Source organism: Dactylosporangium sp. NPDC049140, assembly GCF_040648435.1.
The window spans coordinates 1-16181 of record NZ_JBEZDS010000055.1; the positions used below are offsets into that span (position 1 = coordinate 1).

Here is a 16181-nt window from a genome sequence, read left to right on the forward strand (position 1 = left end):
CCGGCACGGCATCAGCCGGTCAGACCGGGACCGTCCCACCGCAAGGCGGGACTGCCAACCGTGTGCTCACCAAAGCGTACTGAGAGGTAACGGCTTGCCGGACTCGGCTAGGGTCGAGCGGCATGACCCGGTCCGCGGACTCCCTGGGCAACGCGCGCGAGATCCTGCTGGGCAAGCGCTCGCCGACGATCAAGGTGCTCGACCGGCTGCTCGGGGCCGGCATCCTCGCGGCCGGACCGGTCGGGGCGGCGACCGGGCAGCCGTGGCTGCTGGCCGCCTGGGGCTGGGTCGACCAGAAGAACGAGCTCGTCGCGCGGCTGGACGAACTGGTCGCGAAGGGCCGTGGGAAGCTGCGCCGGTCGGGCGGGCACCGGCGGCACGAGGTCCTCGCGGCCACACACGCGGCGCTGGCCGTCGCCGCGTTCTTCGCCGCCGTGCGCGAGGTCGTCGGCCCGGTCTACGACGAGCTGGAGCTGGGCGAGGACGACCTGGCCCGCCTGTCCGCGCTGCCGCGGCACCGGGAGGAGCTGGGGAGCCTGGCCGGGCGGCTGCTGTCGCTGCCGGTCCGGCTCCCGTGGGCGGGCTGCGGGTTCCACGAGAACCTCGACGGCGCCCTGCGGCCGTACTACGACGAGCTCGCCCGCCGGTGCGTCGGGTTCTTCGCCGGGCTCGAGGCGTGGCAGCGCTCGGGGCGCCGCACGGGCGTCGCCGACGAGCTGCGGGATGCCGCACTCGAGCGGTACCGGGCCGAGTACTTCCGCCTCGCCGCGGACGTGCCGGAGTTCCGGATCTGGGCGGTGTTCGGCGAGCACCGGGCCGAGCAGGACGCGCTCGCGCGGCTCGAGGAGCTGACCCGGTCGCTGGCCGGCTCGTCGCGGGTGGCGCTCGAGGCGCTGCGCGGCATCAACCGGGCGGTGCTGACGAGCCCGATCGTCAACCTCGACGAGGCGACCAGCGGGCCGCCGACCGTGCGGGTGCCGGTCGTCCAGCGCGGGTACGTCGAGCCGCACTTCCGCTGGGCCGTCATGGGCCCGTCGTCCCGGCCGGCGCAGGAGGAGTGGTGGCAGCAGCAGCGCCGGGGCACCGACCTCGCCGGGTTCGTCGCGGCCCACGTCGTGTCGGCGGCCGCGGCCGAGCGCCCCCTCGTGGTGCTCGGCCATCCGGGCAGCGGCAAGAGCCTGTTCACCAAGGTCTGCACGGCGCGCCTGTCCGCGACCGACGCCGTCATGACCGTGCGGGTGCCGCTGCGCGACGTCGCGGAGCCGACCGCCAGCGTGTACCGCCAGATCGAGGACGTCCTGCGCGAGTCCACCCACGGCCGGGTCGAGTGGCGCACCCTCTGCGAGGCGAGCGAGGACTGCCTGCGGGTCGTGCTGATCGACGGGCTGGACGAGCTGATGCAGGCCACCGGGGCCACGGAGTCGCGGTACCTGCGCAATGTCATGGACTTCCAGCGCACCGAGTCGGCCGGCGGCGGGCCGGTCGCCGTGATCGTGACCTCGCGGACGCTCGTCGCCGACCTGGCCGCGATCCCCGAGGACTGCCTGGTCGTGCGGCTCGAGGAGTTCACCGACGAGCAGATCGGCACGTGGGCCGAGCGCTGGGCCGAGGCCAACGCGGGCGGCGCGAGCCGGCCGGTGGAGGCGGCGCGGCTGCGCGAGTACGGCGACCTCGCCCGCCAGCCGCTCCTGCTGCTCCTGCTCGCGATCGTCGCCGCCGGGCGGGAGCTGCCCGCGGACGGCACCACCGCGGCCCTGTACCGCATGCTCCTCGACGACTTCGTCCACCGCGAACTGGCCCGCCCCGACAACCAGGCCCCCGGCCACCCGCAGGAGGAGCGGGTCGCGGCCGAGCTGTGGAAGCTGGGCCTGGTGGCGTTCGGCATGCTCAACCGCGGCCGCCAGCACCTTGCCGAGCACGACCTGGAGGCGGACCTGCGCGCCCTGCCCGGCCCCGCGGCCACGGTCCCGGTCCGCCCCCGGGACCTGGCCCGCCCGCTGGGCCCGGCCCGCCGCGTGATCGGCCGCTTCTTCTTCGTGGTGGCGGCCGAGGCCGACGCCGGCGCGGCCGGGCGCAGCTACGAGTTCCTCCACGCGACGTTCGGCGACTTCCTGGTGGCCTTCCAGACGCTGGAGCTGCTGCGGGACGCGGCGAAGGCCCGGACGCTGCGCACCGCGTCGCAGGTCTGGGACGACGACCTCCTCTTCGCCCTGCTGTCGCACACGCTGCTGGCCACGGCCGGCTCGCGCACCATCGACCTCTTCGCCGAGCAGGCCCGCGGCGACGAGGCCGTCGCCGGGGTCCTCGAGCACATCGTGAGCGCGGCCCAGCACCGCTGGACGGCGGGCCGGCACGCGGCCTACGACCCGTCGGGCGCGCCGCCGGTGCGCCGGCTCGCCACCTACACCGCCAACGCCGTCGCGCTGCGCCTCGCGATGGCCGACGGCCCGGTGCCGCTGAGCCGCTTCGGCCCGCCCGGCGCCGAGACCGGCGAATGGTGGTCGGGGCAGGTGCGGCTCTGGGAGGCGATGCTCGCCCCGACGGCCGGTTGGGGCCCCTTCATCAGCCGCCTGCAGGTCACGGACGGCGAGCACCCGGCGGCGGCGTGGCAGTTCCCGGCGGGCGGCTGGGCCGAGGACATGGTGGAGATCGCGGCGCTGCGCACCGACCGGGCCATGCAGCTCGCCGCCGGGCGGACCGTGCTGCACGGCAGCCGGGAGGAGGTGCACCACCCGAGCCCGCGAATCGCGCGCGACCTGGCCCTGCTGCTGCGGCGGTGGCTCCCCGACGGGCCGGAGCTGGCGGTGCTCGCCGCGCCCGGCGAGATCCCGCCGGACCTGCACGGGCTGGCGTCGGTGGTCGCGGCCCGGCACGGCGGACGCCTGGACACGGAGCAGCTGCGCGAGCTGGCCCGCACGCTCGGCGAGGGCGCCGACCGCGCCCACACCGACCTGCTGGGGGGCCGGCGCCTCTTCACGATCTTCGCGAACATGATGATCGACTTCTCGGACCACCTCGAGTCCGGCGACCTGCGGGGGATCGCCGACACCAAGGAGGGGCGGGCCCTGCTGGCGCTGCCGCCGGAGCTGGCGCGGCCGCTCATTCCCGAGCTGGTGGCCTCGTTCCTGTCAGCGCGGCAGCAGGACCTGGCGTGACGTTGCCGCGCCGGAGGACTGGGCCGTCCAGGCCGCCGGGGCCTCGGACAGGGGCACGGCCTCGTACGACACGTTCAGGCGGCCGGCCGCGGCGTGGGCCGCGATCGTGCGCAGGGTCTCGGCCCGCTCCGGCTTGGTCAGGGAGTTGTTGGTGTACCCCAGGATGCGCAACGAGCCGCTGCGCAGCGTCGCCGAGTCGATCGGGGCCGTCGGTGCGGCCGAGCCGCCCAGGTTGACCAGGCGGCCGCCCGGGTGCAGGACCTGCAGCGCGGCCGCGGCCGGGATGCCGAACAGCGGGTCGAGGACCAGGTCGAGGGGGCCGTCCAGGGCCGGGCGCAGGCGGGCCGCCAGGTCCGGGACGGTGTCGTCGTCCAGCAGGGGTACGACCGCGTCCGCGCCCAGCTCCGCGGCCCGCGCCTGCGCGCGGGCCGAGCGGCAGGCCGTCACTACGCGGCGGGCGCCCAGCAGGCGCGCGATCTGGATGGCGGCCTGGCCGACGATGCCGCCGCCGCCCAGGATGAGGACCTGCTCACCCCGGCGCAGGTCGCCGCACGAGGTGAGGGACTGCCACGCCGCGACGGCGGACAGGCCCAGTGCGGCGACCAGCGCCGGGTCGGCCCCGGGCGGCAGCTCGACGATGTCGGCCTCGGGGACGTTCGCGTACTCCGCCATGCTCCCGTCGCCGGGGCGCATGCCGGCGTCGGTGGCGAACCACACCGGTGTGCCGTCGGGGCGGGTGCCCACGCCCTGGACGCCGGGGACGTACGGGACGGGCGGGGAGCCGAAGTACGACGTGCCGGTCGCGCACAGCACGTCCAGCGGCGTGATCGGGGCCGCGGTCACGGCCACCCGGACGCCGCCGGAGAACTCAGCGTCGTACGACGACACGACCGGCGGGCGTCCACACTGGAGGATCAGGGCGGCTTGCACGTCAGGTCGCGATGTCCGGGTAGGGCAGGTTGAAGTGCTGCAGGCGCAGCGCGTACTGCTTCTGGAAGCCCAGCGGCTCGTCGTGGTCGCGCTCGAACATGGCGATGAACAGCGTCAGCGTCAGGAACGGGTGCGCGCCGAGCTCGAACAGTGCCGGATAGTCGTGACCGACCAGCGCCGACCGCTCGGCGTCGTCCAACCGAAGCCACGTCGAGGCCTCGCCGGTGTGGCAGTTCAGCAGCGAGTTGGCCATGTTCGCCTCCCACCACTCCACGGTGCCCGCGGGGTCGGTGCGGTAGCGCTCCACCAGGTCAGGGTCGCGGTCGACGGTGAAGAGGAACTTGTTCAGCAGATACTTGCTCATGCCGGAGCCCCCGACGGGTACCAGGTGAAGTACGCCTCCATGGTGTGGAACAGGTCGAAGGTGTCGACGTAGTCGGCCTTCCGCCCGGCCCCGGCCACGCCCATCATGAGCATGAAGTCCATGAACCCGTGGGTGGCGTTGCCCGGCGCGTGCAGGCTGTCCAAGGTTACCTCCGACAGGCACCCGTCGAGGTCCCCGTTGGCGATCCACTCCACGGCCCGGGCGTCGAACTCGGGGTCGGGGCCGTGCGGGCCGAACTGGCGCGGGCCGCCGAGCTCCAGCGACAGGTGCCCGGTGCCGACGACGGCCACGCGCAGGTCGCTGGGCCAGGACGCGACAAGCTCGCGGATGGTCTGGCCGAGCTGGACGAAGCGCTTCGGCTGCGGCAGCGGCGGGGCGAAGATGTTGGTGTACACCGGCACGATCGGCAGGTCGGCCTCGGGCCGCAGCGTGATGATCGGGCACGTGATGCTGTGGTCGATGCGCAGCTCGTTGCTGAACGCCAGGTCGAAGCCGGCGTCGAGGCCCTCCCGCAGCATGTACGCCGAGAGGTCCTCCTGCCCCTTGAGCTTCATGCGCGGCAGGCCGAACTCGCGCTCCTCGTTGTACCAGTTGGCGTCGTAGAACGGCGCCTTGCCGATGAGGAACTGCGGCATGTTGTCCAGCCAGAGCTGGTGGAAGTGGTCGGAGCCGACCATCACCAGCACGTCCGGGCGGGCCTTGGTCAGCGTCTCCCGGAAGCGCAGGATCTTCGCGACCCACTCGTCGGCGAAGGGCGGCCGGTCCTCGCCGGTGGCCGTGCTGGCCTTGTAGTAGAACGGGTGGTGCGTAGAGGCGATCACCGCGACGATCTCGGCCACGGCGGCTCCCTTCAGTCCGTGACGGGGGTGTACTTCGCGTTTCGGTCCACGGTCTTGTAGATCTCGAGGCCGAGGTTGGTGCGCCGCTCCTCGGCCAGGTGCCCGAGCAGGCCGGCCGCGCGGGCCAGCAGCGCGAAGCCGCGCAGCATCTCCACGGGCAGGCCCAGGTCGGCCAGGGCGGCGCCGCAGACGCCGGCGCCGTTGAGCGGCAGGGTGCGGCCGAGGACCGCGGGGTGCACCCGGCCGACGGCCTCGAACAGGCGCAGGTGGGGCCCGCGCAGGCCCTCCTCCTCGGCGATCGAGATGAGGACGGGGGTGCGCGGGTCCTGGACCTTGTGCACGGGATGGCCGAGGCCGGGGACGAACCGGCCGGCCGAGCGCTGGGTCTGCACCGCATCCGCCGCGACCTTGTCCCAGTCCGCGTCGGTCGCCGGCAGTTCACCGAGCTCCTGCAGTACACCGGAAAGGAACCGGCCGCAGTCCTCGGTGACTCCGAGAAAGCGGGATCCCCCGCCCAGGAGTCCGGCCGCGAGGGCTCCCTGCAGTGACTCGGGGGCGCTGGCGTAGGTGACCCGGGCCGCGATCGCGGTGGGGGTGAACCCGTGGTCGGCGAGGGCGACGAGGACGGCCTCGAACACGCGGGTCTCGCCGGGGGACGGGCGGCGGCCGGCGACGAGCCAGAACGCCAGCTCGCCGAAGCCGACCTTGCCCATCAGGTCGGCCGCGAGATCCTGGCCCAGCAGCCGGATCTGGTCGGCGTCGGACGTGCCGATGCCCGTGGGGAAGCTCAGCTCTTCAGCCATTGCCGGATCTCCTTGCCGTGCTCGTCCAGGGCCGGGGGCGCCAGTTCGTACCGCGGGGGCGTCGCCGAGAACGTGATCGGGTTGCGCACGCCGGGGACGCCGCCGGTGACGACGACGGGGTCGAGTCCGAGGTTCTCGGCGTAGGCGACGCCGCCGTCGATGGTGTTGATCGGTGCGCACGGTACCCCGGCCGCGGTGAGCAGGTCGAACCACTCGTCCTTGCCCCTGGTGGCGAGCACCTCGACGAGCAGCGGGCGCAGCGCCTCGCGGTTGGCGGTGCGGTCCTGGTTGTGCGCGAAGCGCGGGTCGTCGAGCAGGTGCTCCAGGCCCAGGACCCCGCACAGCTTGCGGAACTGCGGGTCGTTGCCGGCGATGACGATGAGCTCGCCGTCGGCGGTCGGCAGCGGCTCGTACGGGAACAGGCTCGGGTGCGCGTTGCCCATGCGGAACGGCACGGTGCCGCCGGCGACGTACCCGCTGCTGTGGTTGACGAGCCCGGACAGCGCCGAGGCGAGCAGGTTGACCTCGACGTGCTGGCCGCGCCCGGTGCCGGCGCGATGGTGCAGCGCGGCGAGGATGCCCAGGCCCGCGTGCATGCCGGCCATCACGTCGAACACGGAGATGCCGGCCCGGTAGGGCGGCCCGTCCGGATCGCCGGTCAGGCTCATGAGGCCCGAGATCGCCTGGACCATGAGGTCGTACCCCGGCAGAGCCGCTCCGGCCGCGGTGCCGAAGCCGGAGATGGAGGCGTAGACGAGGCCGGGGTTGGCCGCGGCGAGCGTGTCGTAGTCGAGCCCGAAGCGCGCCAGGCCGCCCGGCTTGAAGTTCTCGATGAGCACATCGGCGCGGCGGGCCAGCTCGCGGGCGGCGGCGAGGTCCTCCTCCACGCGGAAGTCCAGCGCGATCGACCGCTTGTTGCGGTTGATGCCGAGATAGTAGGTGGACAGGCCGTCGCGGATCGGGGGCATCCACGTGCGGGTGTCATCCCCGCCCGGCCCCTCCACCTTGATCACGTCGGCGCCGAGGTCGGCCAGCAGCATCGTCGCGTACGGCCCCGCGAGGATTCGCGAGAAGTCCGCGACCAGCAGCCCGTCCAGGGGTCCCACGGCGCCGTCCTTTGATCGGTGTCCGCTGTGCGGACGACCGTCCGCAACTCGTTGACACGATACAACGCCGAGCACAGAATGCCACTACATAGCCAATCTGGCCGCCAGGCGGACACATGTCCGAGATTGGAGCCCGCGATGGGCGCAGTCATCTTCCGCAACGCCCTGGTCCTCACCATGGACGACGCGCACACCGTTCTTCCCGGCACCGACGTCCTGATCGTCGACGAGCGCATCGCCGAGATCGGCGTCGGGCTCACCGCCCCGCCCGGCGCGCAGGAGATCGACGCGACCGGCGGTATCCTCATGCCCGGCATGGTCGACACGCACCGCCACATGTGGCAGACCGCGATGCGCGGGTACGGCGCCGACTGGACCCTCACCCAGTACTTCGTCTGGTACTACCTCGAGTCGGGCAAGCACTTCCGCCCGCAGGACATCCACGCCGGCAACGTGCTCGCGGCCTGGGAGGCCCTCGACGCCGGCGTCACGACGACCGTCGACTGGTCGCACGGCCTGCAGACCACCGAGCACGCCGACGCCGCCGTGGACGCGCTGGAGTCGGTGCCGGGGCGGTTCGTGCTCGCGTACGGCAACATCCAGCAGGGCCCGTGGCAGTGGTCGGCCGCGCCCGAGTTCCGCGACTTCGTCACCCGCCGCATCACCGGCTCGGACCTGCTGGGCTTCCAGATGGCCTTCGACGTCACCGGCGACCCGGCCTTCCCCGAGAAGGCCGCCTTCGAGGTCGCCCGCGACCTGGGCGTGCCCGTCACCACCCACGCCGGCGTGTGGGGCGCGACGAACGACGACGGCATCCGGCTCATGCACGAGCACGGCTTCATGACCCCGCAGACGATCTACGTGCACGCGGCGACGCTGACGGACGACTCGTACCACCGCATCGCCGCGACCGGGGGCAGCGTCTCGGTGTCGACGGAGAGCGAGCAGAGCGCCGGGCAGGGGTACCCGCCCACCTGGGCGCTGCGCGACCACAAGATCCCGGTCTCGCTGTCGATGGACACCAGCGTGTGGTGGAGCGGCGACCTGTTCTCGGCCATGCGCACCACGCTCGGCGCCGACCGCTCCCGCGAGCACCTGCAGGCCCACGAGCGCGCCGAGACCGTCACCCACGTGCACCTGCGCGCCGAGCAGGTCGTGGACTGGGCGACCCGGGGCGGCAGCAAGGCCCTCGGCCTCGACGACCGGATCGGCAGCCTGGAGACGGGCAAGAAGGCGGATGTCGTACTGCTGAAGAACGACGCGAGCCCGGTGATGTTCCCGATCCTCAACGCGTACGGCCACGTCGCCTTCCAGGCCCAGCGCGGCGACGTGCACACCGTCGTGGTGAACGGCCGCGTGGTGAAGCACGAGCACCGGCTGGTCGGCGCCGATCTCGCGAAGGCCCGCGCCGATGTCGAGGCGACCGTCGAGCACCTCATCGCCACCATGGGCCGCGACGCCTGGGAGAAGGGCATGAATCCCGACGTTCCAGAGACCAAGGTGACGGACAATCCGTACACGTACACCGACTACGACGCCGGCTCGGCGCAGCGGAAGCAGTAGGAAGGGGCTTCATGCCACGCGAAGCGGGACCGGACTTCATCGAGGCTCTCGCGCGCGGTCTGGACGTGGTGCGCTGTTTCCGGCCGGGCCGGCCGGTGATGACCCTGAGCGAGGTCGCCACCGCCACCGGCCTGGCCCGCCCCACCGTCCGGCGGATTCTGCTCACCCTGGAGGAGCTCGGCTACGTCCGCTCGTCGGGTGAGCGCGGCTTCGCGCTCACCCCACGGGTGCTGGAGCTCGGCATGGCGTACGTCAACGCCCTGTCGATCTGGGACGTCGCCCGCCCGCACATGCAGCGCCTGGTCGCCGCGACGGGCGAGTCGACGTCCCTGGCCCAGCTCGACGGCTCCGACATCGTGTACGTCGCGCGCGTCGCGGTGCCGAAGATCGTCACCCTGGCCGTCACCATCGGCACCCGCTTCCCGGCCCCGGCCACCTCGATGGGCAAGGTCCTGCTCGCCGCCCTCACCCCGGCCGAGCTGACCGCCCTGCTGGCCGAGCCGAGCCGCTCGGGCATCACGCCGCGCTGGCGCCCGCCGCGCGAGGAGCTGGACGCGGCCCTGCGCGAGGTCCGCACGAAGGGCTGGGCCCTGGCCGACCAGGACCTGGCCCCGGGCGTCCGCTCGGTGGCCACGGGCGTGCGCAACGGGGACGGGCGGGTGGTGGCCGCCCTGAACGTGACGGTCCACGCGGCCGAGACGACGGTCGAGCACCTGCTGGAGCACCACCTGCCGCTACTGCTGCGCGCCGCGGCGGACATCAGCCACGACTGGTCCCTGCTCGACGCGGTCCCGCTGGCCACCGCCCCGTCACCGACTGCTTAGGGCTCGGCGGCGGCTCCTGTTCGAGCAGGCCGACCAGTGCATCGGCTCGGACAGGTTGTCAGCGCAGGGCGGTCACCTCGGCGGCCGTGGGCAGGGCGGCCCGCGCGCCGACCGCCGTTGTGGCCAGGGCGCCCGCGGCGCAGGCCAGGCGTGCGGCCTCGTCCAGGTCGCGGCCGGTGTCCAGGGCCCACGCCAGCGTCGCGCAGAAGGCGTCGCCCGCGCCCGTGGTGTCCACCGTGGCCACGCGGTGGCCCGGGACGTCGACGGTGCCGGACGCGCGGTGGATGCGGCAACCCGCGGCGCCCAGGGTCACCACCACGGCGCCGGCGCCCGCGGCCAGGAGGTCGGCCGGGGCGCCCAGCACGGCCAGCTCGTGCTCGTTCGGCACCAGGACGTCCACCCGGGACAGCAGTTCCGGCGGCAGCGGTACCGCCGGAGCCGGGTTGAGCACGAAACGCCAACCGGACCGGGCGGCCGCCAGCACGGCGTCGAGCGGCACTTCCAGGCTCGCCAGCAGCACGCCCGAGCCGGGCAGGGCCGGGATGTCGGCGGGGGAGAGGCGGGCGTTCGCGCCTGGTACCACCGTGATGGCGTTCTCGCCGGCCTCGTCGACCAGGACCACGGCCAGGCCCGTCGGGGCGCTGTCCCGGGCCAGGCACGACAGGTCCACGGAGGACAGTGAGGCCGGGTCGAAGTCGGGGCCCACGCGGGCGATCAGGGTGCACGCGCCGCCCAGGCGGGCGACCGCGGCGGCCTGGTTGCCGCCCTTGCCGCCCGGGCCGGTCGAGGAGGCGGTCGCGACGACTGTCGAGCCGGGCGCGGCGATGCGGGGCACGCGCACGACCAGGTCGTTGTTGACCGCGCCCACGACCACCACGCTCATGGCATCGGATGGTACGTGAGCGCGAGCAGCGCCGCGTGCGTCCGCGCGTCCGCGGCCGCGATCAGGCCGTTCGCGCCCGACTCGACCGGGCCGCCGCGCAGGTCGGTCACCACGCAGCCGGCGGCCTCGCACAGGGCGATCCCGGCCGCGAAGTGCACGCTGGCGCGTACGTCGCCGTCGGTGAGGTACGCCGCGCGCTGGCCGGTCGCGACCCACGCCAGGGCGAGCGTGGTGGACAGGACGCGGGGGCGGAACCGGGCCTCGAACGCCGGGTTCGTGAGCAGGCGCGCGATCCGCTGGTTCGGGAACGGCGGGTCCAGGTTCAGGTCCACGAGGGCCGTGTGCGCGGACGGGGTCAGGGGGCCCTGCGTGGAGTACACCCGATGGGAGAACGGATCGGCGACCGCCGCGGCGACGGTGCGGCCCGACGCGCGCAGGGCCACGTTGACCGCCACGTTCATCGCGCCCGAGGCGAAGTTCAGGGTGCCGCAGAGGGGGTCGACGAGCCAGGCGCGCGCCGCGTCCGCGGGGCCGGTGCGGCCGCTCTCCTCGCCGGTGACCGCGTCGCCGGGGCGGGCCGCGCGCAGTACATCCAGGATCGCCGCCTCGGCCTCCAGGTCGGCGGCGGTCGCGAAGTCGCCGGCGCCCTTGTCGAACCGCGTGAGCTCGGCGCCGAAGCGGGCCCGCACCACGGCGGCGCCCGCCTCGGCGGCGGTCACGGCGAGTTCATGATCGTTCGGCATCCGGCGAGTGTACGGTCGCGGGATCGCGCAGCATGAAGGCCGCGTACCAGTCCGGCCACCCCTCGTCGTAGTGCCCGAGCTCCTGCTCGTGTACGCCGTGCGCCTCGGCCGCGCGGCGCAGGGCCGCGGCGAGTTCCTCGGCGGTGTCGAAGCGGATCACCGGCCCGGCGCCCTGACCTTGATCTCCTGCAGCACCCAGCCGTTGCCGTCCGGGTCGCGGAAGGACGCGAACGAGCCGTAGTCGCCGCGGCCCGGGTCCGGGCCCGGCACCCGCGCCTCGTCGCCGGCGTGGTGGAAGACCCCGCCGGCGTCGTGGAACGGCTCGCTGATGTCGGCCCCGCGCTCGGCGAGCTCGGCCCGGCCCTTCTCGATGTCCTTGACCACGAGGTGCAGCCCCTGCACGGAGCCGGGCGCGGCGGTGGTGAGCCGGTCGCCGAAGATGACCGAGCACTCGGATCCGGGCGGCGTCAGCTGTACCACGCGCAGCCCGTCGGATCCCGGGAAGTCCGCGTCCAGGCGCCAGCCCAGCCCGGCGTAGAAGTTCTTGGCCCGGTCGACGTCGGCGACGGGGATCACCACTACCTCGAGTTTGAAGTCCACCCGGCAACGATCCCGCGCCGCGGCCGGCCGGGGCCCCGGATCACCCCGGATCCGGCCCCGCGGCTCACTCGGCGTAGCCGTGGCCGCGGCGCTGGCTACAGTGACCCGATGGCGAGCATCCAGCCGGAGTTGTGGGTCGACGGCGCGGCCACGGCGGTCGAGTTCTACGCCGCCGCGTTCGGTGCCCGGGTATTGCACCGCGTCGGGGAGGGCGAGGACGTCGTCGCCCAGCTCGACGCCGGCGGCGCCGTCTTCTGGGTGGTGCAGGCCGACGCGGGCCGGCGCCGGCTCAGCCCGCCCGCGGCCGGCGGCACCACCGGGCGCGTCCTGCTCGTCGTCGACGACCCCGAGGCCGTGCACGCGCGCGCCGTGGCCGCGGGCGCGACCGCCACGTCGGCGGTCGCGCCCGAGCACGGCTGGCTGGTCGGGCGGATCGTGGACCCGTTCGGCCACGAGTGGGAGATCGGCCGGCCCGGTTAGAGCCTAGAGACCGAGGGCGTTGAAGAGGTACAGCCAGATCTCGCTGCGGGTCGGGAACGCCGGGATCGCGTGCCGCAGGCGGCTCAGCGGCACCTCGCCCACCACCGCGATCGTCGCCGCGTGCAGGAAGTCGGCGACCTCCGAGCCGGTGATCGTCGCCCCGACGATGACCTGGCGCTCCTCGTCGATGACGAACCGGCTGGTGCCGCGGGCGCCGTTGCCGTAGTACGAGCCGCCGGCGTTGCCCGAGGTCGGCAGGTCCACGACGCGCACGCTGATGCCCGCGGCCCGGGCCGACTCGGCGGTGTGCCCGACCGCGGCGACCTGCGGGTCGGTGAAGATGACGCGCGGGGCGCCGGGGCCGTCGCCGAGGTGGGTCGCGGCCATCGGCCGGCCCAGGATGTGCCCGGCGGCCAGCGCGGCCTGGTACTTGGCCATGTGCGTGAACAGCGCCCGGCCGTTGAGGTCGCCGATGACGTACAGCCAGTCCTTGTCCGGCACCCTGGTGTCCTCGTCGACGGTGACGTACCCGCCCGTCGTGAGCCCCACCGACTCCAGCCCGAGGCCCGCCGTCTCCGGCACCCGCCCGGTCGCCACGAGCAGCTCGTCACCGGTCGCGGTGCCGCCGTCGCCGAGGTTCACGACGACCGTGTCACCGTCCCGGCGTACCGACGTCGCCTTCTGCGCGGTGCGGATGTCGACCCCCTGCTCGGTCAGCGACGCCGTCACCTGCTCACACGCGAACTCCTCCTCGCGGGGCAGCAGCCGCCGCTCGCCCTCGATCAGCGTCACCTTCGTGCCCAGCGAGACGTAGGCCTGGCTGAGCTCCGCCCCGACCACCCCGCCGCCGAGAACCACCAGCCGCCCCGGCAGCGTCTTCGCCGTCGTCGCCTCCCGGTTGGTCCACGGCCGCGCCTCGGCCAGCCCCTCGATCGGCGGCATGGCCGGCGCCGTCCCGCCCGCGAGGATGACCGCCCGGCGCGCGACGAGCGCGGTGTCGCCGACGACCACCCGCTTCTCCCCGTCGAGGCGACCCCGCCCGCGGAAGAGGGTGATGCCGCGCTCCTCCAGCCACGGCAGCTGCCCGGCGTCGTCGAGGTTGCCGATCAGCTCGTCACGGCGGCGCAGCACCTCGGCGGCGTCGAGCGGCCCGGTGACCGCCTCGCGCACCCCCGGCACCCGGCGCACCTCGGCGAGCAGCTCGCCCGGGCGCAGCAGGGCCTTGGACGGGATGCAGGCCCAGTACGAGCACTCCCCGCCGACCTTGCGGTCCTCCACGATCGCCACGCCGAGCCCGGCCTCGGCGAGCCGCCCGGCCGCGACCTCCCCGCCCGGCCCGGCCCCGACGACCACGACGTCGAAGCTGCGTTCCTGCATCACACGGACTCCCCTTCGTTCGGGCATGTACCTACGACCGTACGCGGGAGGGGCGGGGTTGCGCCGGGGCGGAACAATGCGGGGGACAGCTCCTCTAGGGTGGGAGGCACCCGGTGCACTTTCAGGACTACCTGGCCGCCATCGTCTTCGGCGCCGTCATCGGCATCGTGGCGCGCATCATCCTGCCCGGCCGCCAGTCGATCGGCATCATCCTGACCACCGTGATCGGCATGGCCGCCGCGGTGGCCGGCACCTGGGCCGCGGACCGCTGGAACCTGCACAGCGACAAGCACTTCACGGTCGCCGGCCACGGGTACGACTGGCTGGTCATCGGCGTGCAGGTCGGCATCGCCGTCGTCGGGGTCGGCCTCGCGGCCGCGCTGACCAGCGCCTTCCGCTCGGACGACCACGACCGGCGCCACCACCATCACGACCGGTACGACTACGACCGCTAACGCTCGTTGAGCAGCCGGGCCAGGTGGGCCTGGTCCTCCAGGAGGCGCTGGGAGACCAGCTGCTGGACGTTGCGCAGCGCCGAGGCCCGCGAGTCGCTCAGCTCGATCCGGTCGGTGGTGAAGAAGTCCATGGTGCCGACCACGCGCCCGCGCGAGGTCGGCCACGAACACCAGGTCGCGCGCCCTCCATGCCCGCCCCGACAGCCCGACCCCCTCGGTGAACGTGGCCGCCAGCGTCACGTCGCGGAACTCCGGCCCGGCCGAGCCGGACTCGTGCCGGAACACCGGCACCGGGCCGGTGTCGCGCTCCTCGATCTCCCAGTACGATCCGTACGCCCAGCCGAAGGAGCTGCGCACCGTGTCCAGGGCCCCGCGGATCGCCGTCTGACTGTCCGAGGTGTGCCCGAGCGCGGTGACCACCTCGGTGACCGCGGCGCGGTCCTTGGCGTCCTGGCGCAGCCCGGCCGCCGCGCCTCGGCCGTGCGCCGGCAGTCCCGCACCTCGGCCAGGTCGCCGTGGTAGATCGGCTGCCGGCTCTGCTGCGCCCGCGCGACGAGCCCCGTCGGCGCCGCCCGCAGCCGGTCGGCGATCGGCCGGTCTCGAGCACGCCCCGGGCCCGGTGGGCAGCCAGACGGCGCCGTAGTGGTAGTCGTAGGAGCGCACCAGCGACTCCACGGTGATCCGCCAGGTGCTCGCCTCGTCCAACGCGCCGCTCGGCGCGGTGACGAGTTCCTCGAGCGCCTCGACGTCCCGCGGCACCGGCTCGGGCCGGGCGGCGGGTTGAGAACGCGACAACAGGCCCACGCCTGGCCATCGTCATCGCGGTGCGCTTCTGTAGTGATTTGGTTCGCGGGTGGAAGGTGCATGAAAACGGACATGGCTCGCCGATTCCCCTGAACCGCCAAAAACCCTGCGGGGGCGAGCGGGCGGCCGGACGGTGATCGACCGGAGTGCCTGCCGTGCGGGACGCGTGGTGCGTGACCGGCTACCGTGTGCGCCATGGCAACGATCGGTGACGTGGCGAAGCAGGCGGGAGTCTCCCCGAGTACCGTCTCGTATGTCCTGAGCGGCAAGCGGACCATCTCGGAGGAGACCCGGACCCGCGTCCTGGCCGCCATCGAGGTGCTCGGCTACCACCCGCACGCGGGCGCCCGCGCCCTGGCGAGCAACCGCTCCAACGTCATCGCCCTCATCATGCCGCTGTACACCGGGCTCTACGTGCCGATCCTCATGCAGTTCGTGATTTCGGTGGTGACCGCGGCGCGCCGCTACGACCACGACGTGCTGCTGCTCACCCAGGACGAGGGGGAGAAGGGCCTGGAGCGGGTCGCCGCGAGCTCCCTCGCCGACGGGCTCATCGTCATGGACATCGAGGAGCACGACCCGCGCCTGCCCCGGCTGCGCACCCTCGGCCGCCCGTCCGTGCTCATCGGCTTCCCGGCCGACGGCACCGGCCTGACCTGCATCGACCTCGACTTCGCGGCGGCCGGCGCGGCCTGCGTGGACCATCTTGCCGACCTCGGGCACCGCTGCGTGGCCCTGATCGGTTCGCCGCCGGAGGTGTACGAGCGCGGGCTCGGCTTCGCCCGCCGTACCGCGGACGGCTTCCACGAGGCGCTGCGCCGCCGGGGCCTCACCGGCTCGACGGTGCCGTGCGAGCCGTCGCCGGACGCCGTGCAGGCCGTGGCGGAGTCGCTGCTGGCCCGGCACCCGGACCTCTCGGCGGTCGTGGTGCACAACGAGCCGGCGGTACCGCTGCTGCTGGACGCCTTCGCCGCGCTCGGCCGCTCGGTCCCGCACGACGTGTCAGTGGTGGCCATCGGGCCGGACGACCTCGCCGAGCGCTCCAAGCCCCGCCTCACGTCGGTCGGCATCCCCGCCGAGGAGATCGGGCGGCGGGCGGTGGAGCTGGTGGCGGCGAAGCTCGGCGGGCGCGCGGTCCCCGATGCGACGCTGGTGTCGCCGGTGCTGATCCCGCGCGACAGCGCCGGGCCGGTGGGGGCCTAGGTTTCTCGGCGCGGGGTTGTCCGTGGCTCGC

Annotated in this window: 18 protein-coding genes; 7 read left to right on the top strand and 11 right to left on the bottom strand. The window is 73.8% G+C overall.

The features are described from left to right. The first annotated feature begins 122 nt into the window (after positions 1 to 122). The gene (locus AB0B76_RS49085) at positions 123 to 3155 is read left to right on the top strand and encodes a hypothetical protein (protein WP_360390028.1); all 3033 of its coding nucleotides are present in this window, start codon (positions 123 to 125) and stop codon (positions 3153 to 3155) included. Here the strand turns inward: AB0B76_RS49085 and AB0B76_RS49090 are convergent. The 5 genes from AB0B76_RS49090 to AB0B76_RS49110 are packed head-to-tail and all read right to left on the bottom strand — an operon-like array spanning position 3129 to position 7218. After that, a complete protein-coding gene (locus AB0B76_RS49090; protein ID WP_360390030.1) occupies positions 3129 to 4043 on the bottom strand; it encodes a zinc-binding alcohol dehydrogenase family protein in 915 nt (304 codons plus the stop codon). The genes AB0B76_RS49085 and AB0B76_RS49090 overlap by 27 nt on opposite strands. Positions 4044 to 4086: 43 nt before the next feature. Next, complete coding sequence (locus AB0B76_RS49095) at positions 4087 to 4449, bottom strand: hypothetical protein (protein ID WP_360390032.1); 363 nt, start codon at positions 4447 to 4449, stop codon at positions 4087 to 4089. Further along, positions 4446 to 5309: an extradiol ring-cleavage dioxygenase gene (locus AB0B76_RS49100; protein ID WP_360390035.1), complete on the bottom strand. Its 864-nt coding sequence runs from the start codon at positions 5307 to 5309 to the stop codon at positions 4446 to 4448. Before AB0B76_RS49100 ends, AB0B76_RS49095 begins: the two co-directional genes overlap by 4 nt. An 11-nt stretch (positions 5310 to 5320) precedes the next feature. Next, positions 5321 to 6112 carry a citryl-CoA lyase gene (locus AB0B76_RS49105; RefSeq protein ID WP_360390038.1) on the bottom strand — a complete coding sequence of 264 codons (792 nt, stop codon included), beginning with the start codon at positions 6110 to 6112 and terminating at the stop codon, positions 5321 to 5323. Further along, positions 6097 to 7218, bottom strand: coding sequence for a CoA transferase (locus AB0B76_RS49110; RefSeq protein ID WP_360390041.1), 1122 nt, complete (start codon positions 7216 to 7218; stop codon positions 6097 to 6099). The genes AB0B76_RS49105 and AB0B76_RS49110 overlap by 16 nt, the downstream gene beginning before the upstream one ends. Positions 7219 to 7356: 138 nt before the next feature. Between AB0B76_RS49110 and AB0B76_RS49115 the strand changes: the two genes are divergently transcribed. After that, the gene (locus tag AB0B76_RS49115; RefSeq protein WP_360390044.1) at positions 7357 to 8781 is read left to right on the top strand and encodes an amidohydrolase family protein; all 1425 of its coding nucleotides are present in this window, start codon (positions 7357 to 7359) and stop codon (positions 8779 to 8781) included. 11 nt (positions 8782 to 8792) lie between these two features. After that, positions 8793 to 9605: an IclR family transcriptional regulator C-terminal domain-containing protein gene (locus AB0B76_RS49120; RefSeq protein WP_360390047.1), complete on the top strand. Its 813-nt coding sequence runs from the start codon at positions 8793 to 8795 to the stop codon at positions 9603 to 9605. Positions 9606 to 9663: 58 nt separating this feature from the next. Here AB0B76_RS49120 and AB0B76_RS49125 read toward each other — a convergent pair whose 3' ends face one another. Genes AB0B76_RS49125 through AB0B76_RS49140 form a run of 4 tightly spaced genes read right to left on the bottom strand, consistent with a single transcriptional unit; the run spans position 9664 to position 11831 of the window. Continuing rightward, the gene (locus tag AB0B76_RS49125) at positions 9664 to 10488 is read right to left on the bottom strand and encodes a ribokinase (protein ID WP_360390050.1); all 825 of its coding nucleotides are present in this window, start codon (positions 10486 to 10488) and stop codon (positions 9664 to 9666) included. Further along, complete coding sequence (locus AB0B76_RS49130) at positions 10485 to 11231, bottom strand: inositol monophosphatase family protein (RefSeq protein WP_360390053.1); 747 nt, start codon at positions 11229 to 11231, stop codon at positions 10485 to 10487. Before AB0B76_RS49130 ends, AB0B76_RS49125 begins: the two co-directional genes overlap by 4 nt. Further along, complete coding sequence (locus tag AB0B76_RS49135; protein ID WP_360390055.1) at positions 11215 to 11391, bottom strand: hypothetical protein; 177 nt, start codon at positions 11389 to 11391, stop codon at positions 11215 to 11217. Before AB0B76_RS49135 ends, AB0B76_RS49130 begins: the two co-directional genes overlap by 17 nt. After that, positions 11388 to 11831, bottom strand: a complete 444-nt coding sequence (locus tag AB0B76_RS49140; RefSeq protein WP_360390057.1) for a VOC family protein — start codon at positions 11829 to 11831, stop codon at positions 11388 to 11390. Before AB0B76_RS49140 ends, AB0B76_RS49135 begins: the two co-directional genes overlap by 4 nt. A 108-nt stretch (positions 11832 to 11939) precedes the next feature. Between AB0B76_RS49140 and AB0B76_RS49145 the strand changes: the two genes are divergently transcribed. Then, a complete protein-coding gene (locus tag AB0B76_RS49145; protein ID WP_360390059.1) occupies positions 11940 to 12311 on the top strand; it encodes a VOC family protein in 372 nt (123 codons plus the stop codon). A gap of 3 nt (positions 12312 to 12314) precedes the next feature. Here the strand turns inward: AB0B76_RS49145 and AB0B76_RS49150 are convergent, their stop codons facing one another. Continuing rightward, positions 12315 to 13688 (bottom strand): NAD(P)/FAD-dependent oxidoreductase, encoded by a 1374-nt coding sequence (locus tag AB0B76_RS49150; RefSeq protein WP_360390062.1) that lies wholly within the window; start codon positions 13686 to 13688, stop codon positions 12315 to 12317. Positions 13689 to 13801: 113 nt separating this feature from the next. On the opposite strand from AB0B76_RS49150, the gene AB0B76_RS49155 reads away from it, so the two are divergent. Next, a complete protein-coding gene (locus tag AB0B76_RS49155; protein ID WP_360390065.1) occupies positions 13802 to 14143 on the top strand; it encodes a GlsB/YeaQ/YmgE family stress response membrane protein in 342 nt (113 codons plus the stop codon). Here the strand turns inward: AB0B76_RS49155 and AB0B76_RS49160 are convergent. After that, on the bottom strand, positions 14140 to 14274 hold the full coding sequence (locus AB0B76_RS49160; RefSeq protein WP_360390068.1) for a hypothetical protein: 135 nt from the start codon (positions 14272 to 14274) through the stop codon (positions 14140 to 14142). The genes AB0B76_RS49155 and AB0B76_RS49160 overlap by 4 nt on opposite strands. A 92-nt stretch (positions 14275 to 14366) precedes the next feature. Here AB0B76_RS49160 and AB0B76_RS49165 point away from each other — a divergent pair, with 92 nt between their 5' ends. Together AB0B76_RS49165 and AB0B76_RS49170 are read left to right on the top strand one after the other, a co-directional pair. Continuing rightward, positions 14367 to 14531, top strand: a complete 165-nt coding sequence (locus AB0B76_RS49165; protein ID WP_360390070.1) for a hypothetical protein — start codon at positions 14367 to 14369, stop codon at positions 14529 to 14531. A 611-nt stretch (positions 14532 to 15142) separates the two neighbouring features. Further along, the gene (locus tag AB0B76_RS49170; RefSeq protein ID WP_360390073.1) at positions 15143 to 16150 is read left to right on the top strand and encodes a LacI family DNA-binding transcriptional regulator; all 1008 of its coding nucleotides are present in this window, start codon (positions 15143 to 15145) and stop codon (positions 16148 to 16150) included. Positions 16151 to 16181 lie beyond the last annotated feature (31 nt).

What these genes read in the sequence shown, in the direction of transcription:
- AB0B76_RS49085 (WP_360390028.1), top strand. Translation starts at nt 123, where the DNA reads ATGACCCGGTCCGCGGACTCCCTGGGCAACGCGCGCGAGATCCTGCTG.
- AB0B76_RS49095 (WP_360390032.1), bottom strand. Translation starts at nt 4,449, where the DNA reads ATGAGCAAGTATCTGCTGAACAAGTTCCTCTTCACCGTCGACCGCGAC.
- AB0B76_RS49105 (WP_360390038.1), bottom strand. Translation starts at nt 6,112, where the DNA reads ATGGCTGAAGAGCTGAGCTTCCCCACGGGCATCGGCACGTCCGACGCC.
- AB0B76_RS49115 (WP_360390044.1), top strand. Translation starts at nt 7,357, where the DNA reads ATGGGCGCAGTCATCTTCCGCAACGCCCTGGTCCTCACCATGGACGAC.
- AB0B76_RS49120 (WP_360390047.1), top strand. Translation starts at nt 8,793, where the DNA reads ATGCCACGCGAAGCGGGACCGGACTTCATCGAGGCTCTCGCGCGCGGT.
- AB0B76_RS49125 (WP_360390050.1), bottom strand. Translation starts at nt 10,488, where the DNA reads ATGAGCGTGGTGGTCGTGGGCGCGGTCAACAACGACCTGGTCGTGCGC.
- AB0B76_RS49130 (WP_360390053.1), bottom strand. Translation starts at nt 11,231, where the DNA reads ATGCCGAACGATCATGAACTCGCCGTGACCGCCGCCGAGGCGGGCGCC.
- AB0B76_RS49145 (WP_360390059.1), top strand. Translation starts at nt 11,940, where the DNA reads ATGGCGAGCATCCAGCCGGAGTTGTGGGTCGACGGCGCGGCCACGGCG.
- AB0B76_RS49150 (WP_360390062.1), bottom strand. Translation starts at nt 13,688, where the DNA reads ATGCAGGAACGCAGCTTCGACGTCGTGGTCGTCGGGGCCGGGCCGGGC.
- AB0B76_RS49160 (WP_360390068.1), bottom strand. Translation starts at nt 14,274, where the DNA reads ATGGACTTCTTCACCACCGACCGGATCGAGCTGAGCGACTCGCGGGCC.
- AB0B76_RS49170 (WP_360390073.1), top strand. Translation starts at nt 15,143, where the DNA reads ATGGCAACGATCGGTGACGTGGCGAAGCAGGCGGGAGTCTCCCCGAGT.